The 23,874-nt window shown below is 72.2% G+C and carries 21 protein-coding genes and 1 tRNA gene; 6 read left to right on the top strand and 16 right to left on the bottom strand.

From position 1 onward, the window contains the following. Nucleotides 1–136 precede the first annotated feature (136 nt). Nucleotides 137–499, top strand: coding sequence for an SsgA family sporulation/cell division regulator (locus ACIRQF_RS35165; RefSeq protein WP_376637054.1), 363 nt, complete (start codon nt 137–139; stop codon nt 497–499). 97 nt (nt 500–596) lie between these two features. Here ACIRQF_RS35165 and ACIRQF_RS35160 read toward each other — a convergent pair whose 3' ends face one another. Together ACIRQF_RS35160 and ACIRQF_RS35155 are read right to left on the bottom strand one after the other, a co-directional pair. Continuing rightward, the gene (locus tag ACIRQF_RS35160; RefSeq protein ID WP_404098714.1) at nt 597–2,801 is read right to left on the bottom strand and encodes an MMPL family transporter; all 2,205 of its coding nucleotides are present in this window, start codon (nt 2,799–2,801) and stop codon (nt 597–599) included. 108 nt (nt 2,802–2,909) lie between these two features. Then, complete coding sequence (locus tag ACIRQF_RS35155; protein WP_404098711.1) at nt 2,910–3,482, bottom strand: TetR/AcrR family transcriptional regulator; 573 nt, start codon at nt 3,480–3,482, stop codon at nt 2,910–2,912. 184 nt (nt 3,483–3,666) lie between these two features. Here ACIRQF_RS35155 and ACIRQF_RS35150 point away from each other — a divergent pair, with 184 nt between their 5' ends. Next, nucleotides 3,667–7,032 carry a S41 family peptidase gene (locus ACIRQF_RS35150; RefSeq protein ID WP_382482797.1) on the top strand — a complete coding sequence of 1,122 codons (3,366 nt, stop codon included), beginning with the start codon at nt 3,667–3,669 and terminating at the stop codon, nt 7,030–7,032. Here ACIRQF_RS35150 and ACIRQF_RS35145 read toward each other — a convergent pair. The 5 genes from ACIRQF_RS35145 to ACIRQF_RS35125 form a co-directional block, all read right to left on the bottom strand. Beyond that, nucleotides 6,975–7,529, bottom strand: coding sequence for a GNAT family N-acetyltransferase (locus tag ACIRQF_RS35145; protein ID WP_404098708.1), 555 nt, complete (start codon nt 7,527–7,529; stop codon nt 6,975–6,977). The genes ACIRQF_RS35150 and ACIRQF_RS35145 overlap by 58 nt on opposite strands. 123 nt (nt 7,530–7,652) lie before the next feature. Further along, nucleotides 7,653–7,835, bottom strand: a complete 183-nt coding sequence (locus tag ACIRQF_RS35140; protein WP_376637059.1) for a hypothetical protein — start codon at nt 7,833–7,835, stop codon at nt 7,653–7,655. A gap of 110 nt (nt 7,836–7,945) precedes the next feature. After that, nucleotides 7,946–8,836 (bottom strand): SDR family oxidoreductase, encoded by an 891-nt coding sequence (locus ACIRQF_RS35135; protein ID WP_376637060.1) that lies wholly within the window; start codon nt 8,834–8,836, stop codon nt 7,946–7,948. Then, nucleotides 8,833–9,732 carry an alpha/beta fold hydrolase gene (locus tag ACIRQF_RS35130; protein ID WP_404098704.1) on the bottom strand — a complete coding sequence of 300 codons (900 nt, stop codon included), beginning with the start codon at nt 9,730–9,732 and terminating at the stop codon, nt 8,833–8,835. Before ACIRQF_RS35130 ends, ACIRQF_RS35135 begins: the two co-directional genes overlap by 4 nt. Then, on the bottom strand, nt 9,729–11,252 hold the full coding sequence (locus tag ACIRQF_RS35125; protein ID WP_404098701.1) for a flavin-containing monooxygenase: 1,524 nt from the start codon (nt 11,250–11,252) through the stop codon (nt 9,729–9,731). Before ACIRQF_RS35125 ends, ACIRQF_RS35130 begins: the two co-directional genes overlap by 4 nt. Before the next feature lie 244 nt (nt 11,253–11,496). Here ACIRQF_RS35125 and ACIRQF_RS35120 point away from each other — a divergent pair, with 244 nt between their 5' ends. After that, nucleotides 11,497–12,111, top strand: a complete 615-nt coding sequence (locus ACIRQF_RS35120) for a MerR family transcriptional regulator (RefSeq protein ID WP_376637063.1) — start codon at nt 11,497–11,499, stop codon at nt 12,109–12,111. Nucleotides 12,112–12,392: 281 nt separating this feature from the next. On the opposite strand, the gene ACIRQF_RS35115 is transcribed toward ACIRQF_RS35120, so the two are convergent. Then, on the bottom strand, nt 12,393–13,205 hold the full coding sequence (locus ACIRQF_RS35115) for an exodeoxyribonuclease III (RefSeq protein WP_382482793.1): 813 nt from the start codon (nt 13,203–13,205) through the stop codon (nt 12,393–12,395). Nucleotides 13,206–13,255: 50 nt separating this feature from the next. Here ACIRQF_RS35115 and ACIRQF_RS35110 point away from each other — a divergent pair, with 50 nt between their 5' ends. Beyond that, a complete protein-coding gene (locus tag ACIRQF_RS35110; RefSeq protein WP_376637065.1) occupies nt 13,256–13,756 on the top strand; it encodes a GNAT family N-acetyltransferase in 501 nt (166 codons plus the stop codon). 144 nt (nt 13,757–13,900) lie between these two features. Further along, nucleotides 13,901–14,869 (top strand): trypsin-like serine peptidase, encoded by a 969-nt coding sequence (locus ACIRQF_RS35105; protein ID WP_376637066.1) that lies wholly within the window; start codon nt 13,901–13,903, stop codon nt 14,867–14,869. Between the two features lie 81 nt (nt 14,870–14,950). Here ACIRQF_RS35105 and ACIRQF_RS35100 read toward each other — a convergent pair. The 7 genes from ACIRQF_RS35100 to galU all read right to left on the bottom strand — a co-directional run bounded on the left by ACIRQF_RS35100 (nt 14,951) and on the right by galU (nt 20,337). After that, nucleotides 14,951–15,024: transfer RNA gene (locus tag ACIRQF_RS35100), tRNA-Ala, on the bottom strand. A 95-nt stretch (nt 15,025–15,119) separates the two neighbouring features. Continuing rightward, a complete protein-coding gene (glpR, locus tag ACIRQF_RS35095; protein WP_404098695.1) occupies nt 15,120–16,187 on the bottom strand; it encodes a gephyrin-like molybdotransferase receptor GlpR in 1,068 nt (355 codons plus the stop codon). A gap of 146 nt (nt 16,188–16,333) precedes the next feature. After that, on the bottom strand, nt 16,334–16,951 hold the full coding sequence (locus tag ACIRQF_RS35090; protein ID WP_376637070.1) for a GNAT family N-acetyltransferase: 618 nt from the start codon (nt 16,949–16,951) through the stop codon (nt 16,334–16,336). Next, nucleotides 16,948–17,535, bottom strand: coding sequence for a molybdenum cofactor biosynthesis protein B (locus ACIRQF_RS35085; protein ID WP_404098691.1), 588 nt, complete (start codon nt 17,533–17,535; stop codon nt 16,948–16,950). The genes ACIRQF_RS35090 and ACIRQF_RS35085 overlap by 4 nt, the downstream gene beginning before the upstream one ends. After that, complete coding sequence (moaC, locus tag ACIRQF_RS35080) at nt 17,532–18,017, bottom strand: cyclic pyranopterin monophosphate synthase MoaC (protein WP_376637072.1); 486 nt, start codon at nt 18,015–18,017, stop codon at nt 17,532–17,534. Before moaC ends, ACIRQF_RS35085 begins: the two co-directional genes overlap by 4 nt. Before the next feature lie 57 nt (nt 18,018–18,074). Beyond that, the gene (gene glp / locus ACIRQF_RS35075) at nt 18,075–19,433 is read right to left on the bottom strand and encodes a gephyrin-like molybdotransferase Glp (RefSeq protein WP_404098688.1); all 1,359 of its coding nucleotides are present in this window, start codon (nt 19,431–19,433) and stop codon (nt 18,075–18,077) included. A gap of 4 nt (nt 19,434–19,437) precedes the next feature. Continuing rightward, nucleotides 19,438–20,337 carry a UTP--glucose-1-phosphate uridylyltransferase GalU gene (gene galU / locus ACIRQF_RS35070; protein WP_404098685.1) on the bottom strand — a complete coding sequence of 300 codons (900 nt, stop codon included), beginning with the start codon at nt 20,335–20,337 and terminating at the stop codon, nt 19,438–19,440. Between the two features lie 159 nt (nt 20,338–20,496). Here galU and ACIRQF_RS35065 point away from each other — a divergent pair, with 159 nt between their 5' ends. After that, nucleotides 20,497–21,102 carry a 5-formyltetrahydrofolate cyclo-ligase gene (locus ACIRQF_RS35065; RefSeq protein WP_404098683.1) on the top strand — a complete coding sequence of 202 codons (606 nt, stop codon included), beginning with the start codon at nt 20,497–20,499 and terminating at the stop codon, nt 21,100–21,102. A 41-nt stretch (nt 21,103–21,143) separates the two neighbouring features. On the opposite strand, the gene ACIRQF_RS35060 is transcribed toward ACIRQF_RS35065, so the two are convergent. After that, a complete protein-coding gene (locus tag ACIRQF_RS35060; protein WP_376637076.1) occupies nt 21,144–23,870 on the bottom strand; it encodes a penicillin acylase family protein in 2,727 nt (908 codons plus the stop codon). Between the last annotated feature and the right edge of the window lie 4 nt (nt 23,871–23,874).

Here is a 23,874-nt window from a genome sequence, read left to right as displayed (position 1 = left end):
AGCGCTCCTGCGAATGGTTTGCAAGAGCGCCCGGAGGTCAGGAGGGAGGTGAGGGCTCACGCCCCGCCCGGGCGCGCGCCCGGAAATAGTGGGACATTAAGGACTAATGGTACGAACGAGTGTGAGGAGTCGCCCGATGCCCCGCGCCGCTGATGACCATGGAGTCGAGGACCACGCCAAAGGCCGGATCATCAGCGACGCTCCGCTCTCGCGACCCGTCCCGGTGGCCCTCCGCTTCGACCCCGCTTTCGAGCCCGCGACCGTCCGCTTCGTCTTCCCCGGCGACATCGAGTGGTCCTTCCCCCGCGCCCTCCTGGAGACCGGACTACGCGCCCCGGCCAGGCGCGGGGACGTCGGCGTCTGGCCCTGCGGACGGGTGCAGACCGTGGTGGAGTTCCACACCGCTGACGGGGTCGCGGTGGTCCAGTTCGACACCACCGCCCTGCTCCGCTTCCTCCGACACACCTACGCCGCCCGCGCGCCGATGAAGGCGGGCTGACGGCGTAGGCGTCGCGTCGGCTCCCCGTCCCCACAGGTCCCGGCGCGGTCCGGGGCGCGCCGCCCGCTCGTGCGGCGGCCCCGGAGGTTTCGGAGGGTCAGAGGGAGACCAGCTCCCGGTCCTCGTCGCGGCCCGTGCCGCGGCCGTCGCCCCGGGCGTCGTGCGCGGCCAGGCCCTCGCCCTCGACGTCCACGTTGGGCAGGACCCGGCCCAGCCACTTCGGCAGCCACCAGGCCTTGTGCCCCAGGAGCGCGAGCACCGCCGGGACGATCGCCATGCGGACCACGAAGGCGTCGAAGAGGACGGCGACGGCCAGACCGAAGCCGATCATCTTCACCATCTGCTCACTGGAGCCGATGAAGCCCGAGAAGACCGCGATCATGATCACCGCGGCGGCGGTGACCACCCGGGCGCCGTGCCGGAAACCGGTGACGATCGCCTCGCCGGGGCGCGCCCCGTGGACGTACGCCTCACGCATCCGCGTGACCAGGAACACCTCGTAGTCCATCGCAAGGCCGAAGACGACGCCCACCATGAAGATCGGCATCATCGACATGATCGGGCCGGTCTGCTCGACGCCGAACAGGCTGCCCAGCCAGCCCCACTGGAAGACCGCGACGACCGCGCCGAGGGCGGCGACCACGGAGAGCAGGAAGCCGAGGGCCGCCTTCAGCGGGACCAGGACCGAGCGGAACACCACCATGAGGAGCAGGAAGGCGAGTCCGACGACCAGCGCCAGGTAGGGCAGCAGCGCGTCGTTCATCTTCTGCGAGAAGTCGATGTTCATCGCGGTGGCACCGGTGACCAGCACGTCGTCGCCGGTGGCGCCGCGGATGTCGTGCACCAGGTTCTCGGTGGCCACGGAGGACGGACGGTCCTTCGGGATCACCGTGATCATCGCGGTGTCGCCGGCCTTGTTGGGGGTCGGCGGGGTGACGGCGGCCCAGCCCTCCAGGCCCTTGATCGTGGAGACGGTCTTGTCCGCGGCGGACCTGTCGCCGTCGACGACCACGAGCAGCGGGCCGTTGAAGCCGGGGCCGAAGCCGTCGGAGAGCAGGTCGTAGGCGCGGCGCTCGGTCGCCGAGGTGGGCTTCACGCCGTCGTCCGGCAGGCCCATCTCCAGGGAGGCGGCCGGCACGGCGATGGCGCCGAGGCCGAGGACGCCGACGAGGAGGACCATCAGCGGGCGACGGATCACGAAGCGGGCCCAGCGGGTGCCGGCGTTCGGCTTCTCCTTCTTCGGGTCGGCGTTCGGCGCGCCGGCGTTCTCCCCGGCGGCCTTGCGCTGCTTGCGGCCGACGACCTTGTCGCCGGCGAAGCCGAGCAGCGCGGGGATGAGGGTGAGCGCGATGAGGACCGCGATCACGACCGTGCCGGCCGCGGCGAAGCCCATCTTGGTGAGCATCGGGATGTTGACGACGGCCAGGCCCACCAGGGCGATGACCACGGTCAGACCGGCGAAGACCACCGCGGAGCCGGCGGTGCCGGCCGCGCGCCCCGCGGCCTCCTCCTTCTCACGGCCCTCGGCGAGCTCCGCGCGGTAGCGGGAGACGATGAAGAGGGCGTAGTCGATGCCGACCGCGAGGCCGATCATCATCGCGAGGGTGGAGGTGGTGGAGCCGAGGTCGAGGACGCTCGCGAGCGCGGTGATGGCCGAGACGCCGATGCCGACGCCGATGATCGCGGTGAGCAGCGGCAGTCCGGCGGCGACGAGCGAACCGAAGGTGATGACGAGCACGATGCCCGCGATGATCACGCCGACGATCTCGCCGGCTCCGGTCTCCGGCATGCTCTGGAGCGCGTCACCGCCGATCTCGACGGTGAGCCCCTGTCCCTGCGCGGCCCGGCCGGTCTCCTTGAGCGCGTCCCGGCTGGCGTCGGTCAGCTCCATCGCGTTGACCTTGTACGCGACGGAGACATAGGCGGTCGAGCCGTCGCGGGAGATCGCCTGCGCCGTGTACGGGTCGGTGACCTGGGCGATCTGCTCGGAGCCGGACTTGAGCGCGGCGACGGTCTTCTCGACCTTGGCCTTGTTGGCCGGGTCCTTCATGGACTGGCCGGCCGGGGCCTTGAAGACCACACGGGCGGTGGCGCCGTCGGCGCTGCCGCCGGGGAAGCGCTGTTCGAGCAGGTCGAAGGCGCGCTGTGCCTCGGTGCCGGGGATGGAGAAGGAGCTGGAGGTCGCGGCGGGCGCGGTGGCGGCCCCGACGCCGGCGAGCGCGAGGAGCGCCACCCAGAGCAGGGCGACGAGCCGTCGGCGCCGGAAGGCGGAGCGGCCGAGCTTGTACAGGAACGTGGCCACGGGGGCTTACTCCCATTGGTGAGTGGGACAGGGCATGGGGAGCCGGCCCGACGGCGTGAGCGGTGCGACGTCAGGAACTGCGGGGTGCGACAGGGTGGGGCGGGTGGGTCAGACGCCGAGTGAGGGGAGCACGACGGCGTCGACGTAGGCGCTGAGGAACTCCTGGTCCACCGGCCGATCGTCGATCAGCGGGCGGGCGATGAACGCTCCGATCAGCATGTGCGGCACGAGCGCGAGCGCCGGGTTGCCGGCGTCGACCTCGCCCCTCCGTACGGCTCGGTCCAGTACCTCGCGAAGGCCGGTCATCTCGGGTTCGATGAGCAGCTCGCGCAGTGCCTCGAGCAGTTCGGGGTTGTTGTGTACGGCATGGGCCAGGCCCCGCATCAGCGCGGAGTCCTTCTCCATCTGGCAGTCGTCGGACCGTTCCAGTACGGCGTGGAAGTCGCCGCGCAGGCTGCCGGTGTCGATCTCGCCGATCGAGACCGGCTTGTTGTGACGCAGGGCCCTGGCGACGAGTTCGGGCTTGCTCCCCCACTGGCGGTAGAGGGTGGCCTTGCTCGACCGGGTGCGGGCGGCGACGGCGTCCATGGTGAGGGCGTCGTAGCCGACCTCGCGCAGCAGGTCGAGCACGGCTTCGTACAGCTCGGCCTGCCGTTCCGGGGTGAGCCTGCTGCGAGCCATGTCCGGCCTCCTGTTCCGACGATCGACACGAACGAAACGGTTTCGTACACCACGACGATACCCCCGGTCCAAGCGAAACGAAACCGTTTCGTACGTGTCCTGGGCCACAGCCCCGCCGGAACCGTCGCCGGATTGGACTGACGTACGAGTTGCCGCAGCCCCTCCACGCGGAAAGCATGAGGAGGTGAGTGACGACGTCGCGTATCTCCGCTTCCCGCACCTCCACGGCGAACTGCTCTGCTTCGCGGCCGAGGACGACCTCTGGGTCTCCCCCCTCGTCCCCGAGGGCCACCGCCCCGGCCGCGCCTGGCGGATCACCGCCGACCGGACCCGGATCGGCCACCCGCGCTTCTCCCCGGACGGCCGCCAGATCGCCTACACGAGCTGGCGCAGCCTCGACCCGGAGATCCATCTCGCGCCGGTGGACGGCGGCCCCTCCCGGCGGCTCACCTACTGGGGCTCCACCGACACCCGGGTCTGCGGCTGGTCGCCGCCCGGCGAGGACGGCGGGTCCGACATCCTCGCCGTCTCCTCGCACGGCCAGCCCTTCTCGTACTTCTCCTGGGCGTACACCGTGCCCACCGACGGCTCCCCCGGCGGCCGGATGCCCTGGGGACCGGTCTCCCACATCGCCGTCGCCGACCTCGACGAGGGCACCTCCCCGGCCGACAACTCCGCGGGACACCGCCGCACCCTGCTGCTCACCGGCACGCCCCCGCACGAGCCCGCCTCCTGGAAGCGGTACCGGGGCGGGGCCATGGGCCGGCTGTGGCTGCACGGCGAACAGCTGCTCCCGGACCTCGACGGACACCTCGACGCCCCGATGTTCGTCGCCGCGCCCGCCGAGGAGGGCGGGGCCGGCGGCGGCACCAGGATCGCCTTCCTCTCCGACCACGAGGGCATCGGCAACCTCTACTCGTGCCGGCCCGACGGCTCCGACCTGCGCCGCCACACCGACCACGAAGAGTTCTACGCCCGCAACGCCTCCAGCGACGGTCAGCGCGTGGTCTACCAGTGCGCGGGCGAGCTGTGGATCGTCGACCGCCTGACCGCCGACGCCCGGCCGCGCCGCCTCGACGTCCGGCTGGGCGGCCCGCGCACCGGCCGGCGCCCGTACCACGTGCCCGCCGCCCACCACGTGGACGCCCTGTCCGTCGACGAGACCGGCCGGGCCAGCGCCGTCTCGGTGCGCGGCAGCCTCTACTGGCTCACCCACCGCGACGGTCCCGCCCGCACGATCGCCGACACCCCCGGCGTACGGGTCCGGCTGCCCGAGATGCTGGGCAGCAGCGGCCAGGTCGCCTACGTCACCGACGCCGAGGGCGAGGACGCCATCGAGGTCGCCTCGCTCCCGCGGGCCAGCGGCGTCCGCCCCCCGCGCAGGCTCGCCTCAGGAGAACTCGGCCGGGTCGAGGAGATGGTCTCCGACCCCGACGGCGAACGGCTCGCCATCGCCTCCAGCGACGGGCGGCTGCTCCTCATCACCACCGAAGCACCCGAGGACTCCACGACGGAGCCCGGAGGCGAGGTCACCGAGCTGATCAGCTCGGTCAACGGCCCCGTCCGCGACCTCGCCTTCTCCCCCGACGGGGCCTGGCTGACCTGGTCCCACCCGGGCATCGGCCGCTCCCTGCGCTCCATCAAGATGGCCCGCATCGCCGGCCCCGGCGCCGGGGTCGTCGTCGACGTCACCAACGGGCGCTTCGAGGACGAGAACCCGGTCTTCACCCGCGACGGGCGCTATCTCGCCTTCCTCTCCTGGCGCGGCTTCGACCCCGTCTACGACGTGCACACCGGCGACCTGTCCTTCCCGCTGGGCTGCCGCCCCTACCTCGTCCCGCTCTCCTCCGCCACCCCCTCCCCCTTCGCCCTCCTCCCCGACGGCCGGCCCGCCGCCGGCGGCATGGACCCGGCCGAGGAGAGCGGGGCCGAGGGCGACGGCACGGTGACCGTGGAGATCGAGGGGCTCCCCGACCGGGTCACCCCGTTCCCCGTGACCGCCTCCAAGTACTCCGCCCTCCAGCCGGTCTCCGGCGGCGGCCTGGTCTGGCTGCGCTGGCCCATCTCCGGCGCCCTCGGCGAGACCTTCGCCAATCCCTCCGACCCCTCCCCCCGCCCCACGCTGGAGCACTTCAACATCACCAAGGCCCGCAAGACCGAACTCGTCGGCCACCTGGACTGGTTCGCGGTCAGCGGCGACGGGACCCGGCTCGTCGTGGTCGACGAGGGCGAGCTGCGGGCCGCCCCCGCCACCGAGTCCGGCGACAGCGACTCCACCGTCTATCTGGACCTGCGGCGGATCGTGCACGAGGTCGACCCGGCCGCCGAGTGGCGGCAGGCCTTCGACGAGGCCGGCCGGATCGTCCGCGCCTACTTCTGGGAACCCGACATGGGCGGCGTCGACTGGACCGCCGTGCTCGACCAGTACCGCCCGCTGGTCGAACGCGTCGCCTCCCCCGACGAGTTCGCCGACCTGCTGCGCGAGGTCATGGGCGAGCTCGGCACCTCCCACGCCTATGTCACCCCCGCCCGGCGCAACGAGGGACCGTCCCACTACCAGCGCGCCCAAGGCCTCCTCGGCGCCAACCTCGTGCCCCGCGACGGCGGCTGGGTGGTCAAGCGGATCCTGCCCGGTGACTCCTCCGACTCCAAGGCCCGCTCACCCCTCGCCGGCAACGGCATCCGCGAGGGCGCGGTCCTCACCCACGTCGACGGCCGGCCCGTCGATCCGGTCGCCGGCCCCTACCCCCTCCTCTCCGGGACCGGCGGCACCACCGTCGAACTCACCTTCACCCCCGCCGAGGGCGAGGGCCGGGCCCGCCGGATCGCCGTCGTCCCGCTCGTCGACGAACGCCCCCTGCGCTACCAGGACTGGGTGACCAAGCGGCGCGCCGTGGTCCACGAGGTCAGCGGCGGGCGCTGCGGCTACCTCCACATCCCCGACATGGGCGGCTCCGGCTGGGCCCAGTTCAACCGCGACCTGCGGATGGAGGTCTCCCGGCCGGCCCTCATCGTGGACGTCCGCGGCAACGCCGGCGGCCACATCAGCGAGCTGGTCATAGAGAAACTGACCCGCAAGATCCTGGGCTGGGACCTCACCCGCAACGCCCAGCCCGTCTCGTACGCCACCAACGCGCCGCGCGGCCCGATCGTGGCGCTCGCCGACGAGGCCACCTCCTCCGACGGCGACATGATCACCGCCGCCTTCAAGCTGCTCCGGCTCGGCCCCGTCATCGGCCAGCGCACCTGGGGCGGTGTCGTCGGTATGACCGGGCGCCACCGGCTCGGCGACGGCACCCAGATCACGGTCCCGATGAACGCGGCCTGGTTCCCCGAGTACGGCTGGTCCATCGAGAACCACGGGGTGGCGCCGGACCTCGCGATCCTGCGCACCCCCCTCGACTGGGCCGAGGGCCGCCACGCCCAGCTCGACGACGCCGTGCACGTGGCCCTCGCGCTCCTGGACGAGAACCCGCCCGCGAGCCCGCCGGGCTACGAGGCCGTGCCCGACCGCTCCCGGCCCAAACTGCCGCCGAGGTCCAGCTCGTAGGCGATCCCGGGCACCCCCTCCAGCGTCACGCTCCCGACCGCACCGAAGCCGACCCGGGTGAGCACCGCCCGGGACGGCCCGTTGTCGAGGGTCGTGGCGGCGGTCAGCCGGCTCAGCCCGTACTCCTCCCGGGCCCGTACGCACAACTCCCGTACGGCCGCGGTGGCCACGCCCCGTCCGGTCGCCTTCTCGGCCACCCGGTAGCCGAGTTCGGCGCTGCCGTCGGCCACGTCGACCAGATTGAACCGGCCGACTATCTCCCCGTCGCCCGGCGCCACCAGCACGTGGAAGAGGATCGCGCCGGTCTCCTGCTCGTCGAGCCGGTCCTGATGCAGGGCCGTGAACTCCTCGAAATACGCGTCCCCGCGGTCGGGCACGGACGCGGCGAAGTAGGCCCGGTTCTCCCGCTCGAAGGCGAGCAGGGCGGGCGCGTGGTCGGGTCGCAGCCGCTCGAGGACGAGCGCCGCGGTCATGTCGCTTGCGTCGGTTACGGACATGGGGATCACGGTACGTAACTTCGCGATTCCGTGCGGCAGGTTATCCACAGCCGGCGGTTGTCCACAGGGACATGCGCGAAGGCGCACCCGGCGTCCCGGGTGCGCCTTCCTCACAGGACGGCGTCAGGCGTCGTAGTCCGCGTCGAAGCGGTCCTGGGCCTCGTCCGTGCGCTCATGCGGCTGCTGCGGGCGGCCCTTGGGCTGCGAGGCGCGCTCCGACGCCTTGTCCTTCGGGTTGCCCATCGGCCGCTTGGCGCGCTCGGAGAGCTCCTGCGCCTTGTCCTGGAACTGGTCCTTGATGCCCATGAAGATTCACTCCTAGAAGGGTGAGAGGGGAACGGGGCGTTGGTCGCCCCTGGGCCTCGACCAGACTGACACGGCAGGACATCCCGCGCATTTCGATCAGATACGGACCGTCACGACGGCCGGACCGAGTCCGCTCGGGCGTGCTCGTCCGCCGCGCCTCCCGCACCCACCAGCCCCTTCGGGACGGACGCCAGCCGCGGTTCGAAGCGCTGCATCTCCCGTCGGCCGACGGTCGCGATGATCCCCGGCAGGTAGCCGCGGCTCGACTGCATCCCCCGCAGCCACCACTGGGCGTACACATGGGCCGAACGGCGCTCGATGCCGGCGACGATCCGGTCGACGGCCGGCCCGAGCGGGTACGTGCGGTTCGACGGCCACGGCAGCCGGGAGCGCAGCTCGCGCATCACGTCGTCCTGGTCGGCGCCCCGCACCATGTCGGTGTCGGTCCAGGACAGGTAGCCGACCCCGACCTTGACGCCCTTGTAGGCGACCTCGGCCCGCAGGCTGTGGGCGAAGGCCTCCACGCCGGACTTGGACGCGCAGTACGCCGTCATCATCGGCGCCGGGGTCATCGCAGCCAGCGAGGCGATCTGCAGGAAGTAGCCGCGGGACTCCATCAGGACGGGCAGGAACGCCCGGGCGGTCACGGCGCCGCCGATCAGGTTGACCTCGATGACCCGCCGCCAGGCGACCGGGTCGGAGTCGACGAACGGACCGCCCGCCGCCACACCGGCGTTGGCGACCACGATGTCGACCTTGCCGAACCGCTCCTTCACCTCGGCCGCGACCTTGGCCATGGCCTCGTGGTCCGTGACGTCCGCGTGCCACCAGTCGGCCTCGGTGTGGAGCCGGCCCGCGACCTCCTTGAGGAGCTCGGGCTCCAGGCCGACGAGCGCGATCCTCGCGCCGCGCGCGGAGAGTTTGCGGGCGAGGAGTTCGCCGACACCGCGGGCTCCTCCGGTGACGACCGCCACCTGTCCTTCCAGGCTCACCCTGCTCATGCCTCTGCCTCCTCCTTCACGGCCTGCTCCGTCACACCCAGGTACGTGAGCGTCAGTTCGCGGATCTGTGCGGTGACGGCCTCGGGGGCCTCCACCGGCGTCATGTGGCCCATGCCCGCCAGTTCGACCAGGCCCGTGCAGTGCGGCAGGGCGGCCGCCATGGCGCGGGAGTGGAGCGGCGGAGTGAGCCGGTCGGCGGTGCCGACGAGCACCGCGACGGGCAGCCGGAGTTCCCGCAGCTCCGCCTCCAGGTCGAGGTCCGCGAGGACCTGCGACCAGCCGTACCGCGCGCCGCGCGGGCAGGCGTGCACGATCCGCGCGCACGCGTCGACCCGGTCGGCCGCGGACCCCGGTCCCATCGTGGCGTACTTGAGGATCTTCTTCGAGACGGGACTGACCGGCCCGAGCGGCGCCTTGGAGCCGAGGACGGAGCGGGTCAGCCGGGTCCGCAGCCCGCCCGGCCCCAGCGGGACGACGAGGGCCTCGGCCGTGAGCCGCGCGGGGCCGGTCGAGCAGAGCAGCGCGGCGGCCGCGTGCTGCCGCAGGACGGGCCGCCGGGCCGCGGCCATGAGCGTCATGCCGCCCATGGAGTGCCCGGCCAGGACGGCCCGCTCGCCGGGGCCGAGGGTGGCCGCGAGCACGGCCTCCAGGTCGTCGGCGAGCGCCTCGGTGGAGTAGCCCTTGCCGCCGGCGGCCGGGGCGGGGGAACCGCCGTGACCGCGCTGGTCGTAGGCGACGACCTTGTGGTCGGCCGCGAGGTCCCGTATCTGCGCGTCCCAGAAGCGGGTGGAGCAGGTCCAGCCGTGGGCCAGGACCACGGCGGGGGCGCCGGCCGGGCCGTGCACCTCGACGTGGAGACGGGAGCCGTCGGCGGAGGTGACGGTGGGCGTGTTCACTGCGCGGCCTCCTTCTTGCGGCCGGTGCGGCGGCCGGCCGTGGCCTTCGCGGGCACCCGCAGCACCTCGTACTCGGAGAGGTCGACGGACCGCGTCTCGCGCCGGAACTCGCCGGTCGTGCCCGGCCACAGTGTGGTGTTGCGGCCGTTGGCGTCGAGGTACCAGCTCTCGCAGCCGCCCGCCTTCCACACGGTCCGCTCCATCCGGGCCTGGACCCGGCGGTTCCAGGTGCCGACGGCGGAGGGCCGGGCGGCGAGGGCGGCACGGCCGCCGAGCACGTCGAGCTGGCGCAGGTAGTCGGCCATGTAGTTCAGCTGGGATTCGATCATCAGGATCATCGAGGAGTTCCCGAGGCCCGTGTTCGGGCCGATGATCGTCATCCAGTTGGGGAAGCCGGCCGCGGTGGCGCCGCGCAGCGCCTCCATGCCGCCCTTCCAGCAGTCGGCGAGCGAGCGGCCGTCGGCGCCGACGACGCGCGAGGCGATCGGCATGTCGGTGACGTGGAAACCGGTGCCGAAGATGATCGCGTCGACCTCGGTCTCGGTCCCGTCGGCGGCGACCAGGACGTTTCCGCGGACCTCCTTCAGACCGGAGGCGACCACGTCCACGTTGGGCTGGGCGAGCGCCGGGTAGTAGGCGTTCGACAGCAGGATGCGCTTGCAGCCGAGGCGGTACGACGGGGTCATCTTGGCCCGCAGCACCGGGTCCTTGATCGACCGGGCGATGTTCGCCTTGGCGAGCCGCTCGACCAGGCCGAGCTCGTTCGGCCGCTTGGTGAAGGCGCTGACCTGGAGCTCACGGATGCCCCACAGGAGGCCTCGGCGGGCGGTCGCGGTGAACGGCAGCTGCCGGTGCAGCCAGCGCTCGGGGCCGCTGATGGCCCGGTCCACGCGGGGCATGACCCACGGGGGCGTGCGCTGGAAGAGGGTGAGCTTCCCGGCCTTCGGCTGGACGGCCGGGACGATCTGGATGGCGGAGGCACCGGTGCCGACCATGGCGACGCGCTTGCCGGTGAGGTCGTAGTCGTGGTCCCAGCGGGCGGAGTGGAAGACCTTGCCGGTGAAGTCGGCGAGCCCGGGGATGTCGGGGATCTTCGGGTCGGACAGCGGCCCGGTGGCGGAGACGACGACGTCGGCGGAGAAGGAGCCGCGGCTCGTCTCGATCCCCCAGCGCAGCTCGTCCTCGTCCCAGGCCATCTTCATGACCTCGTGGCCCAGGCGCAGATGCGGCCGGATCCCGAAGGTGTCGGTGACGTGCTCCAGGTAGGCGCGGATGTGGCGCTGCCCGGAGAACGTGCGCGGCCAGTCGGGGTTGGGCGCGAAGGAGAAGGAGTAGAGGTGGGAGGGGACGTCGCAGGCGCAGCCGGGGTAGCTGTTGTCCCGCCAGGTGCCGCCGACGGCGTCGGCCCGCTCCAGGACGACGAAGTCGGTGATCCCCTCGCGGCGCAGCCGGACGGCGGCCCCGAGTCCGCCGAATCCCGATCCGATCACCGCCACTCGTACGTGCTCGTGCTTCGCCATGCCGCCTCCCGTGCGCCTGGCCATGATTACGCCAGCAATCACTGGCACAGTCGGGACTGTAGAGCAGCGGCATACCGAGCGGTAGGGGTTGGGCCGGGGAAAGTTACCGGCGGTACAACATAGGCTGGCGGGTGTGGCAGAACGAACGGGAGAACAGGCGGACACGGCGGCACCCACGGGAACCACGGGCACCGGGGGGACCACGCGACCCGAGGGCTCGGACAGAACCCCGCACGAGTACCGCATGACCGACCTGGCGGCCGCCGCCGGCATCACCGTCCGCACCCTGCGCTTCTACCGGGAGCGCGGACTGATACCGCCGCCCCGCCGCGAGGGCCGGATCGCCTGGTACGACGAGCGCCACCTGGCCCGGCTGCGCACCATCGCCGCCCTGCTCGAACGCGGCCACACCCTCAACGGCATCGCCGACCTCACCACCGCCTTCGAGTCCGGCCGCAACGTCGGCGAGGTCCTCGAACTCGGCCCCCCGACCGAGGAGGAGCCGGTCCGGCTGACCCCGGAGGAGCTCGCCGACACCTTCGCCGGCGAGGTCACCCCCGAGAACCTGGCCGCCGCCCTCGACCTCGGCTACCTCGCCACCGACGGCGAGGACATCGTCCACGTCAGCCGCCGGCTGCTCGACGTCTCCTCCGCCCTCGTCCGCGAGGGCGTCCCGCTGGCCGCCGTCCTGGAGGCGGGCGGCCGGGTCCGCGAGCACGCGGAGGCGCTGGCCGAGCTCTTCACGGAGCTCCTCGGGACGTACACGGAGGAGAAGGACCTCCAGCGCCTGCGCCCGCTGGCGAAGAGCGTCGTGGAGGCCGAACTGTCCCTGGCCCTGGACCGCCGGATGCGCCCCTGAACGCCCCTGGGCCCGTACGCCGGCCCGGTCCTCGGCCCGGACGCGGCCTGCCGGCCCTCGGCCCGGGTGCGGCCTGACGGTCCTCGGCCCGGGTACGCCCGCCGGTCCTCGACCCGGATGCGGCCTGCCGGTCCTCGACCCGGGTACGCCTGCCGGCCCTCGGCCCGGGTACGCCTGCCGGCGAGGCCCTGAGGGGGCGTCGGGGATCCGGCGTGGGACGGTCGTCGCCGTCACCCGCCGCCGCTACGCCCCGGCGCCACCCGGGTGGCCAACGCTGCGGGTCAGGCCCCCTGGAGCTGGTAGACGGCCGTCACCGGCGCGTGGTCGCTCCACCGCTCGGCGTGCGTGGCGGCCCGCTCGACGTACGCCTTGACCGCCTTGGCCGCGAGCCCGGGGGTGGTGATCTGGTAGTCGATGCGCCAGCCGCTGTCGTTGTCGAAGGCGCGGCCACGGTAGGACCACCAGGAGTAGGGACCGTCCTGCTCGGGGTGGAGGGCGCGGACGACGTCCACGTACCCGCCGTCGCCCTCGGCGAGGACCCTGGTCAGCCACTCCCGCTCCTCGGGGAGGAAGCCGGCGTTCTTCTGGTTGGCCTTCCAGTTCTTGAGGTCGGCCTCGCGGTGGGCGATGTTCCAGTCGCCGCAGACGACGACCTCGCGGCCGTCGGCGGCGGCGCGCTCCTTCAGTTCCTTCAGGTACGGCAGGAAGGCGTCCATGAAGCGGACCTTCTCGTCCTGCCGCTCGGTGCCGACCTCACCCGAGGGCAGGTAGAGGCTGGCGACGGTGACGCCGGGCAGGTCGGCCTCGATGTACCGGCCGCTGCCGTCGAACTCCTCGGACCCGAAGCCGACGCGTACGGCGTCGGGCTCGCGCCGGGTGTAGAGGGAGACCCCGGCGCGCCCCTTGGCGGCGGCGGGCGCGTGGGCGGTGAACCAGCCCTCGGGGGCCCGCACCTCGGCAGGCAGCTGCGCCTCCTCGGCGCGCACCTCCTGGAGGCAGACCACATCGGCGGAGGTCCCGGCCAGCCACTCGACGAAGCCCTTCTTCGCGGCGGCTCGGAGACCATTGACATTCACGGACGTCACGGTGAGCATCCCGGGAGAATACCGACACCCGACGCCCGCATACATGTACGATGTTGCGCATGGATATACGCCCCACCTCCTTCGACCACCCTGACGCGGTCAAGCTCAACGACGCCGTGCAGCTGGAGTACGCCGTCCGCTACGCAGACGACGACGGTGACGGTGAGGGCGATCTCACTCCGCTCGACCCCTCGATGTTCGCCCCGCCGCAGGGCCTCTACCTGATCGCGTACGACCCCGAGGGCCTCCCGGTCGCCACCGGCGGCTGGCGCGCCCAGGAGGCCAACGACGAGGGCTACACCGACGGCGACGCCGAGCTGAAGCGCATGTACGTGGTCCCCGAGGCGCGCGGCCTGGGCCTCGCCCGCCGCATCCTCGCCGCCCTGGAGGCGGACGCGCGGGCCGCGGGCCGGACGCGCATGGTCCTGGAGACGGGCACGGCCCAGCCGGAGGCCATCGCCCTCTACACCTCCAGCGGCTACGAGCCGTGCGCGAAGTTCGGCTACTACCGGGAGTACCCGAACAGCCGCTGCTACGCGAAGGCGCTCGGGACCTCCTGAGGTCCCGGGGCGGCCGGCCGGCCGCCCGTCCGAAGAATGGCTATGACGCGCTCCTGACAAAACTCAGGGGCTCTGCCACGCTGCCCAGGCACGTCGATCCGCACCGTTCTCATCCCCCACCTGCCCCGGCAGAAGGAGACATGCGTGAGACGCCATCGCTTCGCCACAGCCGTCCTGCTGTCCGTCGGCGCCCTCGTCGCCGGCGGACTCGCTTCGACGGGAGCGGCCCAGGCCGCCGGCACCACGGGCCACACGTTCACGGCGGCGCAGCAGGACCGGACGGCCGCCTTCTGGACCCCGGACCGGATGCGCTCGGCCACCCCGCTGGACCTCACGGCGAGCCCCACCGCCGTGCGCCGGGTCCCGCACGCGGCCACCCCGACGCGCATCGCCCCGACAGCGGCCGGCACGGCGGCCGTCTCCCCCACCGCCTTCCCGCAGGCGGGCGGCGCGTGGACGGGCGGCGGCGCGGTCGTGAAGACCTCCGGCCGCGTCTTCTTCACCTTCCAGGGCCGTACGGCCTCCTGCTCCGGCAACGCGGTCACCAGTCAGAACGCGAGCACGGTGATCACGGCCGGGCACTGCGTGAAGTACCAGGGCGCCTGGCACACCAACTGGGTCTTCGTCCCGGCCTACGCCGACGGCAACGCGCCCTACGGGCAGTGGACGGCCGCCAAGACCCTCACCACCCCGCAGTGGGAGGCGAGCGAGGACATCAACTACGACGTCGGCGCCGCCGTCGTCGCCCCGCTGAACGGCCGGACCCTCACGTCGGTCACGGGCGCCCAGGGCATCCAGTTCAACGGTGGCTACAACAAGCCGATGTACGCCTTCGGCTTCCCGGCCGCCACCCCGTACGACGGCAAGAAGCTGATCTACTGCGCCGGCAACACGTCCAAGGACTTCCTGCTCTCCCAGGACCACTCGCTCGCCTGCAACATGACCGGCGGCTCCAGCGGCGGGCCCTGGTTCGCCTCCTTCGACGAGACCACCGGCACCGGCCTCCAGGCCTCGGTGAACAGCTTCGGCTACAACTTCCTGCCGAACCGCATGTTCGGCCCCTACTTCGGCACGGACGCCCAGAACCTCTACAACAAGGCCCAGGCCTCCTGACGTTCGCGCCCCCGGGAACCACCCCGGAACAAGCGAAGGACCCCGCCCGATCTTGCGATCGGACGGGGTCCTTCGTGTCTGTGGACCTGTGGGGATTTGAACCCCAGACCCCCTCGATGCGAACGAGGTGCGCTACCAGACTGCGCCACAGGCCCTTGCGACGTGTGAAACATTAGCATCCCCACGGGCGATGTTGGAAATCCGCTCCCCCGCAGGTCAGCCGGGGGCCGTCACCGGCCCCCGGCGAGGGTCATTCGTTGGCCGCGCGCGGCCGGTCGTCGTCCGCGTACTGGTCGAAGAGCGGGGTGCGGCCGTGGTCGCGGCGGGGGCGCGGCTGGGCGGTGCGCTGGCGGGGTGCCGGGGCGGGAGCCGGAGCCGGATCGGCCGCCGTGGAGGAGCGGGCCGAGCTCCAGGTCTCCGGGTCCGTGATGTCGACGCCGCCCGAGGCGCGCGGGGCGACCGGGGCGGTGACGTACGTCGGAAGCGGGACCGGGACCGGTTCCCAGCTGTCGCCGCGGGCCGGGCCCCGCTCGCGCTGCTGGTCGACCCACTCCGCGTGGTCCGTCTGCTCCACCAGCGCACGGCGGTCCGCCTCCTGCGGGGAGACCGCCTGCGCGGGCGCCGGCGGCTGGGCGGGTTCCGGCTCGGGCGTCGGGGCCGGGCGACGGCTCTCCCGCAGCCGGGCCGCGGCGGCCTCCGCGCTGCGGCGGTCCATCACGTAGACGAACCGCCGGCGCTCCTGCGCACGCAGATAGACGATGTACGCGCTCAGGAGCACGGCCGGGGCGGCAGGGGCCCACAGGAAGGCGAGGCCGCCGACGGCCGCGACGACCGCGCCGAGGGTGAAGGCCAGGAAGAGGAGCACGGTGGTGCGCCGGCGCCGGGCCAGGACCTTGCCTCTGCGGGCCCGCTCGGCCGCCGCGCTGGGCGTGCGCCGGGCGGGTGCGGATGCGGGGGCCTGGGCGGGGGCCTGGGTCTTCGGTGCCGGTGCCGGTGCCGGTTCCGGCAGCTCCAGACGGGCTTCCGTCCTGGCCGCGGGCGCGCTGAAGGCCCGGACGTCGACCGAGCTCAGATGCTCCGTCTCCGCGTCCGGGTCCACGTCGGGCGCCGCTTCCTCCGCCGCACGATCCCGGTCCCTCAGCTCCTTGGCGTAACGGCGCTCCATGCCCGCCCGTCCGGACAGCAGCCGGATGGCGGTGCTGAAGCGTTCCGTCGGACGGGCCTCGTTCAGCTCGTCCTGCCTGCGGAGCCACATCGGCACCAAGTAGGCGGCCCAGGCCCCGACGATGACTGCGTAGATGAGGCCGCTGCTGCTCACGCTTCACACGGTAGAGGGGTTCGGGTGAGGGCATCGGCCAATTGGCCCGGTGTGTCGCACGATCTGGCTGATATCACTGAACTTTTTTGTGATTGTTCAGATCGATTGATGGTCAACTGGCGATTTAATTCGAACACTTATGGGAATTACTGGGGCTGGCGACGTGCCTGGTGCCAGCGACGCAGCAACCCCTCCGGCACCTCCTCCGCCGTCAGGGCGAAGACGAGATGGTCACGCCAGGCACCGTCGATGTGGAGGTAACGGGGCCTCAGCCCCTCCTCCCTGAATCCCAATTTCTCGACGACCCGCCGCGAGGGCCCGTTCTCCGGGCGAATGCAGACCTCCATCCGGTGCAGCCCGACCGTGCGGAAGCAGTGGTCCACGGCGAGCGCGACCGCCGTCGGCATCACGCCACGGCCGGCCACCTCGCTGTCCACCCAATAGCCCACGTGCCCCGAGCACATCGAGCCCCAGGCGATCCCCGCCACCGTCAACTGCCCGACCAGACGCCCCTGGTACTCGATCACGAACGGCAGCATCCGGCCCGCGTTCGCCTCCGCCCGCAGATGGCGCACCATCTGACGGTACGTGGGGCGCTGCGCCATCGGGCCGCCCGGACCGGGCGGCGGGACCGTCGCCTCCCACGGGCGCAGCCAGTCGCGGTTGCGCCGGTTCACCTCGCGCCAGGCCCGCTGGTCGCGCATCTTTATCGGGCGGAGCAGCACGTCGCCGTCCACCAGGACCACGGGCCAGGAGGGGATCATGACTCCGGGCCCGCTTCCGACGCCGTTCTCGGGTGGTCGCCGCCGCGGATCTGGTCCACGGCGTGGACCAGGAGCGGCTCCAGCACCGCGAGCCCGTCCCGCACCCCGCCCGTCGAACCGGGCAGGTTCACGATCAGCGTGCCCCGGGCCACCCCGGCCAGACCGCGCGAGAGGGCCGCGGTGGGCACCTTCTCCCGGCCGTACGCGCGGATCGCCTCCGGGATCCCCGGGATCTCCACGTCGAGGACCCGCCGGGTGGCCTCGGGGGTCTCGTCGGTGGGCGAGATGCCCGTACCGCCGGTGGTGAGGACGACGTCGTAGCCCGCCGCCACGCCGGCGCGCAGCGCCGCCTCGACCGGAGCGCCGTCCGGGACGACCTGCGGGCCGTCCACGGCGAAGCCCATGCCGCGCAGCCCCTCCGCGATCAGCGGGCCGCCCTTGTCCTCGTAGACGCCGGCCGCCGCCCGGTTGGAGGCGGTCACCACGAGAGCGGAGTACGGGGCGGGCACGCCAGCGGGCGCCTCCGCGGCCGGCGCGTGCGCCTCGTGCTCGTGCGCGCCCGCCACCTTGCCCGCGCGTGTCATGAGGCGCTCCGCGTCCAGTGGCCGGACTTGCCGCCGGTCTTCTCCTCCACCCGTACGTCGGAGATGACCGCGCCCTTGTCGACCGCCTTCACCATGTCGACGACGGTCAGCGCCGCCACCGTCACCGCCGTCAGGGCCTCCATCTCGACGCCCGTGCGGTCGGTGGTCTTCACCGTCGCCAGGATCTCGACGGCGTCGTCCGCGACCGCCAGGTCCAGCGTGACGCCCGAGACGGCCAGCGGGTGGCAGAGCGGGATCAGGTCCGGGGTCTTCTTCGCGCCCATGATCCCGGCGATCCGGGCCGTGGCCAGGGCATCGCCCTTCGGCACGCCCTCGCCGCGCAGCAGCTCGATCACGCGCGGCGAGACGAGGACGCGGCCGCTGGCACGGGCGGTGCGGGCCGTGACGTCCTTCGCGGAGACGTCGACCATGCGGGCCGCCCCCGCCTCGTCGATGTGGGTGAGGCCTTGCTGCGTGCTCATGGCGGTGACACTCCCGGTCGCTGTGTGGGACGACACGGTACCCCCACCATGCACCCCTCAGCCGAGGAGGACCACTTCGAGCTCGGAGCCGGGTTCCACCCCGGTGGCCTCCTCCGGCACGACGAGCAGGGCGTCCGCGTGGGCGAGCGCCGCGATCAGGTGGGAGCCCGCGCCGCCCACCGGGGTGACGGTGCCCGACTCGGCGTCGTAGGTGCCGCGCAGGAACTGCCGGCGACCCGCCGGCGAGGTCAGGGCGCGGTCCGACTTCAGCACGGCGCGGACCGTGGGGCGGTGCGCGTCCGGCCGGTCGCGCAGCCCCATGAGGGCGCGGATCGCCGGGCGGACGAACAGCTCGAAGGAGACGTACGAGGAGACTGGGTTGCCCGGCAGGGCGAGCAGCGGGGTGTGGTCGGGGCCGATCATCCCGAACCCCTGCGGCTTGCCCGGCTGCATCGCCAGCTTGCGGAAGTCGACCTCGCCGTCCGCCGTCAGCGCCTCCTTCACCACGTCGTACGCCCCGACGCTGACCCCGCCCGTGGTGACGATCAGGTCGGCCCTGATCAGCTGGTCCTCGATGGCGGCGCGCAGCGACTCGGCGTCGTCGGCGACGGCGCCCACCCGGTAGGCGAGGGCTCCGGCCTCGCGCGCGGCGGCGGCCAGCGCGAAGCTGTTGGAGTCGTAGATCTGCCCCTCGGCCAAGGGCTCGCCGGGCTGGGCCAGTTCGCTGCCGGTGGAGATCACGACCACCCGCGGGCGGGGGCGCACCCGCACGGTGCCCCGGCCGATGGCCGCGAGCAGGCCGATCTGCGGCGCCCCGAGGACCGTGCCCGCGGCGAGCGCCAGCTCGCCCGCCGTGACGTCGCTGCCACGCGCGCGGACATGGGCGCGGGCCTCGGCGGGACGGTGGACGCGGACCTCGCCGGCGGCGCCTTCCGGGGCGGCTGCCGCCGGGCGCATGGCGCCGGCCGCGCCCCCGCCCGTGCCGCCGTCGGTCCACTCGACGGGGACGACGGCCTCGGCGCCGGGCGGCAGCGGGGCGCCGGTCATGATCCGGGCGGCCTCGCCGGGCCCGACCTCGGGCAGCCCGCCGGCGCCCGCGGCGACATCGCCGATCACGGTCAGGACGGCGGGGAACTCCTCGCTCGCACCGGCCACGTCGGCGACCCGCACCGCGTACCCGTCCATGGAGCTGTTGTCAAAGGGCGGCAGCGCGACCGGCACCGTGACGTCCTCGACGAGCACACAGCCCTGGGCGTCGGGCAGCTGCAGCTCGATGGGCTCGAGCGGCGCGACCGTCGCCAGGATGTCGTCGAGGTGCTCGTCGACGGACCACAGGCCGCGGGCCGGGCCCGCGCAGGGATCACCGGAGGAGTCGCCCGCGGGGTCGCGGTCCGACGGTGCCGTGCTGCTGCTCAAGGTGCTACATCTCCTCGCTGACGTAACTGCGGAGCCAGGTCCGGAAGTCCGGTCCCAGATCATCACGTTCGCACGCCAGTCTGACAATGGCACGCAGATAGTCGCCACGGTCGCCGGTGTCGTAGCGGCGCCCCTTGAAGACGACGCCGTGGACCGGGCCGCCGACCCGCTCGTCCTGGGCGAGCTTCTGCAGGGCGTCGGTCAGCTGGATCTCGCCGCCGCGGCCCGGCTCGGTCTCCCGCAGTATCGCGAAGACGGCGGGGTCCAGGACGTAGCGGCCGATGATCGCGAGGTTGCTCGGGGCCTCCGCCGGCTCCGGCTTCTCCACCAGGTCCGTCACCTTCACCACGTCCGACTCGCCCGTCGGCCCGACCGCGGCGCAGCCGTAGAGGTGGATCTGGGAGGGCTCGACCTCCATCAGCGCGATCACGCTGCCGCCGAAGCGCTCGCGCACCTCGACCATGCGGGCGAGCAGCGGGTCGCGCGGGTCGATCAGGTCGTCGCCGAGGAGCACCGCGAAGGGCTGCTCGCCGACGTGCGGGGCGGCGCAGAGCACGGCGTGGCCGAGACCGCGGGGAGCGCCCTGGCGGACGTAGTGCATGGTCGCCAGGTCGTTGGACTCCTGGACCTTGGCGAGCCGTTCGTCGTCACCCTTGCGGGTCAGCGCCTCTTCCAGCTCGTAGTTCCGGTCGAAGTGGTCCTCGAGCGGGCGCTTGTTGCGGCCGGTGATCATCAGGACGTCGGAGAGCCCGGCCGCGACGGCCTCCTCCACCACGTACTGGATCGCCGGTTTGTCCACGACCGGCAGCATCTCCTTGGGCGTCGCCTTGGTGGCCGGCAGGAACCGGGTGCCGAGGCCCGCGGCCGGGATGACAGCCTTTGTGATGGACGGCGTCTGAGTCATGCGGAGCACCCTAGCCGTTCGGTATGGGAAGAACATGAGAGATGCTGCGAGATGCAGCGAGATGCAGCGGACTACGGGGAGATGCGGCGAGAAACCGCGCATCACCGGAGCCTTCTCGACCTCGTGCCGCCACCGCCCGATACAAGAGGATCCCCAGCTTTGAGCACCGAAACCCGTGAGGAACCGACCGAGAAGGCCCTCTTGCGCCGGGCCCTGCTCACCGCCCGCGCCGCGCTGGCCCCGGAGGACATCGCACATGCCGCCGGCCTGCTGGCGGAGCACGCCCTGGAGCTGTCCGAGCTGGAGGACGCCGACACCGTCGCCGCCTACGTCTCGGTGGGGCGCGAGCCCGGCACCCGCGCGCTCCTGGACGCGCTGCGCGAGCGGGGCGTACGGGTCCTCCTGCCGGTTCTGCTGCCCGACAACGACCTGGACTGGGCCCCGTACGAGGGTGCCGAGCGGCTCGCGAAGGCGGGCCGGGGGCTGCTCGAACCGGTCGGCGAGCGCCTCGGCCCCGAGGCGGTGTGCGCGGCGGACGCGGTGCTGCTGCCCGGCCTCGCGGTGGACGCGCGCGGCATGCGGCTCGGGCGGGGCGGCGGCTCGTACGACCGTGTCCTGGCCCGGCTCGTGCGGGCGGCGACGGATCCGGCCCTGGTGGTGCTCCTCTACGCGAACGAGGTGGTCGCGCGGGTCCCGGAGGAACCGCACGACCACCCCGTGCACGCGGTGGTGACCCCCGAGGGGGTCCGGCGCTTCGAGCGCTGAGGAGCCTTCACGGCTCCCGCCCGTTCGAGCGCCGGGGAACCCTACGGCTCCAGCTTGAGCGTGTCCTTGGTGCCGGCCTCGACCGCCGCCCGGCCGTAGGACCAGTCGAGCAGCTCGCCCTTCGTCCACTTCTCCGTCTGGTCGGTGTAGTGGCTGCTGAAGGCGTGGCCCGAGGCGCCAGTCAGGTTGATCCAGCGGGACCTGTCCCAGTCGCCGACGTTGACGACCATCCGCATCGACGGCACCCAGATCACCTCGTAGCCGCCGGCCGCGTTCCAGCCGGTCGCGTCGACCGCGGCCTCGCCACCGCCCAGGTTCCACGGGCCGCGGTTGAGGAGCGACTGCACGAAGCCGGGGCCCGCGGTGCCGAGCGTCTGGTTCTCCAGGGTCAGCTGGTGCAGCCGACCCCAGCTCCAGGTGGAGACGTCCTTGCCGAGCTTGGCGGTCAGCTCCCAGCGGGCGTCCTTCATGGCCTGCGCGAGCAGCTGGTCACGGGTCTCGGTGGGGGCGTTCAGCCGGTCGCCCGGCGTCTTCCACCACTCGCTCTTCTCCTGCTTGAGCAGCGGGCGGACCACCTCGTACCAGCGGTCGCCGCCGTCCGGCTGCGCCGTGTCGGAGTCCCGCTCACCGCACTCGCGGACCAGCCTGTTCTGCTCGTCGACCGGGCCGGTGGCGTCGGCGACGCGGACGTTGATGCACTCGCCCTCGACGCGCAGTTCCTTGGGCAGCTTGTCGCCGAAGGCGAGCTTGAGGACGTTGCGCCAGACCGCGTTGAAGTACGCGGCGGCGGCCGAGTCCGGCTCCTGGGTGTAGTCCCAGCCCTCGAGCAGCTTCTGCGCCTCGCGGACCTGCGGGTCGGAGATGTCGATCTTCAGCAGCAGCGGGTTGAGCAGGGTCGCGATCTCGCTGCGGTTGTCCATCTGCATCGTCTGCATGTCGGCAGGCGAGATCTTGCCGCCGTCCTTGATCTTCGACTCGATCAGGTCGTTGATCCGCTGGCTGCGCGAACCGTAGCCCCAGTCCCGGGTGAGGAGGTAGGGGTACTTCTTCTCGTCGACGACGGCCTGGTTGGCCGTGACGATGTAGCCGCGGGCCGGGTCGTACTCGTAGGGCAGCTCGTCGAAGGGGATGTAGCCCTTCCAGTCGTACGAGGAGTCCCAGCCGGGCACGGGAATGGTGCCGTCGTAGGTCTTGCCCTTGGTGCGGACCGGGATCTTGCCGGGGGCCTGGTAGCCGATGTGGCCCTGGGTGTCGGCGTAGATCAGGTTCTGGGACGGGACCTCGAAGTCCTTGGCCGCGGCCCGGAAGCTCTTGAAGTCCTTGGCGCGGTTGAGTTCGAAGACGGCGTCCATGGACTTGCCGGGCTGCAGCGCGGTCCAGCGCAGGGCCACGCCGTAGCCGGTGCCGCGGTCGGGGGCGGCGTTGCCGACGGGGGCGGTCTTGCCGACCTTCTCCAGCTCGGTGGAACGGTCCGAGACCAGCGGACCGTGCTCGGTGGAGCGGATGGAGATCCGGCGGTCCACGTCGCCGGCGACCTTGATGGTCTCGTCGCGGACGATGAAGGGCTTGGTCTTGCCGTCCACGACGTAGCCGTCGGTGCCGATCTTCTCCAGGTAGAGATCGGTGACGTCGGCGCCGAGGTTGGTGAAGCCCCAGGCGACGGAGTCGTTGTGGCCGATGATCACGCCGGGGGTGCCGGAGAAGGTGTAGCCGGCGACGTCGTAGCGGCAGGTCGCTGAGACGGAGCGGCAGTGCAGGCCCATCTGGTACCAGAGGGAGGGCAGCATCGGCGCGAGGTGCGGGTCGTTGGCGAGCAGCGGCTTGCCGGAGGTCGTGTAGTCGCCCGAGACGACCCAGGAGTTGGAGCCGATGCCGTTGCCGTTGGGGCCGAGGAGGGCCGGGATCTCGTCGAGGGTGTCGGAGAGCGCGGCGAGCTGGGACTGGATGCCCTGGGCGCCGTTGCCGCCGCCGGTGGCGCCGTCGTCGTCCTTGGGCTCGGCCTTGGGGTCGAACTTGCCGGTGATCTTGTCGACGGCGCCCTTGTCGACGATCGGCTGGTGCAGCTCGTACGGGTACCCCGGGTAGAGGGCCTTGATCTGCTGCGGCTTGAGCCGGCTCGTCATCAGCGAGCGGTCGATCTCGTCCTGCATGTTGCCGCGCAGGTCCCAGGCCATGGCCTTGAGCCAGGCCACCGAGTCGACCGGGGTCCACGGCTCGATCCGGTACTCGTTGGTGAAGGCGAGGGCCGCGTACTCGACGGAGACGTCGGACGGGTCCCGGTCCTTGAGATAGGCGTTGACGCCCGAGGCGTAGGCCTGGAGATTCTTCTTGGTCTCCGCCGACAGGACCTTGTCGTACTCCTGCTGCGCGACCTGGCGCCAGCCCAGCGTGCGCAGGAAGGCGTCGGTGTCGACCTGGCTCTTGCCGAACATCTCGGACAGGCGGCCGGCCGTCACGTGGCGGCGGACGTCCATCTCGTAGAAGCGGTCCTGCGCCTGGACGTAGCCCTGGGCGCGGAAGAGGTCGGCCTCGTTGTCGGCATAGATCTGCGGAACACCGTAGGCGTCGCGCTTCACCTCGACCGGGGCGGAGAGTCCGTCGATCCGAATCGTGCCGCTGGTCTGCGGGAACGAGCCCCGGACGGTGCTGACGCCCCAGTACGCGCCGTACCCGACACCCGCGACCAGAGCGAGGACCAGGACGAGGACGATCAGGCGGGCACGCCGCCCCTTCTTCTTGGCGGGGGGCGCGGTCGTGTTGGAGGGCATCGCT

Source organism: Streptomyces sp. NPDC101191 (genome assembly GCF_044767915.1).
Classification (GTDB): domain Bacteria; phylum Actinomycetota; class Actinomycetes; order Streptomycetales; family Streptomycetaceae; genus Streptomyces.
This window is presented reverse-complemented; position numbering and strand designations above follow the sequence as displayed.

What these genes read in the sequence shown, in the direction of transcription:
- ACIRQF_RS35085 (WP_404098691.1), bottom strand. Translation starts at nt 17,535, where the DNA reads ATGACACGCGCGGGCAAGGTGGCGGGCGCGCACGAGCACGAGGCGCAC.
- moaC (WP_376637072.1), bottom strand. Translation starts at nt 18,017, where the DNA reads ATGAGCACGCAGCAAGGCCTCACCCACATCGACGAGGCGGGGGCGGCC.
- ACIRQF_RS35125 (WP_404098701.1), bottom strand. Translation starts at nt 11,252, where the DNA reads ATGGCGAAGCACGAGCACGTACGAGTGGCGGTGATCGGATCGGGATTC.
- ACIRQF_RS35155 (WP_404098711.1), bottom strand. Translation starts at nt 3,482, where the DNA reads ATGGCTCGCAGCAGGCTCACCCCGGAACGGCAGGCCGAGCTGTACGAA.
- ACIRQF_RS35135 (WP_376637060.1), bottom strand. Translation starts at nt 8,836, where the DNA reads ATGAGCAGGGTGAGCCTGGAAGGACAGGTGGCGGTCGTCACCGGAGGA.
- ACIRQF_RS35120 (WP_376637063.1), top strand. Translation starts at nt 11,497, where the DNA reads ATGACCGACCTGGCGGCCGCCGCCGGCATCACCGTCCGCACCCTGCGC.
- ACIRQF_RS35140 (WP_376637059.1), bottom strand. Translation starts at nt 7,835, where the DNA reads ATGGGCATCAAGGACCAGTTCCAGGACAAGGCGCAGGAGCTCTCCGAG.
- galU (WP_404098685.1), bottom strand. Translation starts at nt 20,337, where the DNA reads ATGACTCAGACGCCGTCCATCACAAAGGCTGTCATCCCGGCCGCGGGC.
- ACIRQF_RS35090 (WP_376637070.1), bottom strand. Translation starts at nt 16,951, where the DNA reads ATGATCCCCTCCTGGCCCGTGGTCCTGGTGGACGGCGACGTGCTGCTC.
- ACIRQF_RS35110 (WP_376637065.1), top strand. Translation starts at nt 13,256, where the DNA reads ATGGATATACGCCCCACCTCCTTCGACCACCCTGACGCGGTCAAGCTC.
- ACIRQF_RS35060 (WP_376637076.1), bottom strand. Translation starts at nt 23,870, where the DNA reads ATGCCCTCCAACACGACCGCGCCCCCCGCCAAGAAGAAGGGGCGGCGT.
- ACIRQF_RS35115 (WP_382482793.1), bottom strand. Translation starts at nt 13,205, where the DNA reads ATGCTCACCGTGACGTCCGTGAATGTCAATGGTCTCCGAGCCGCCGCG.
- ACIRQF_RS35145 (WP_404098708.1), bottom strand. Translation starts at nt 7,529, where the DNA reads ATGTCCGTAACCGACGCAAGCGACATGACCGCGGCGCTCGTCCTCGAG.
- ACIRQF_RS35165 (WP_376637054.1), top strand. Translation starts at nt 137, where the DNA reads ATGCCCCGCGCCGCTGATGACCATGGAGTCGAGGACCACGCCAAAGGC.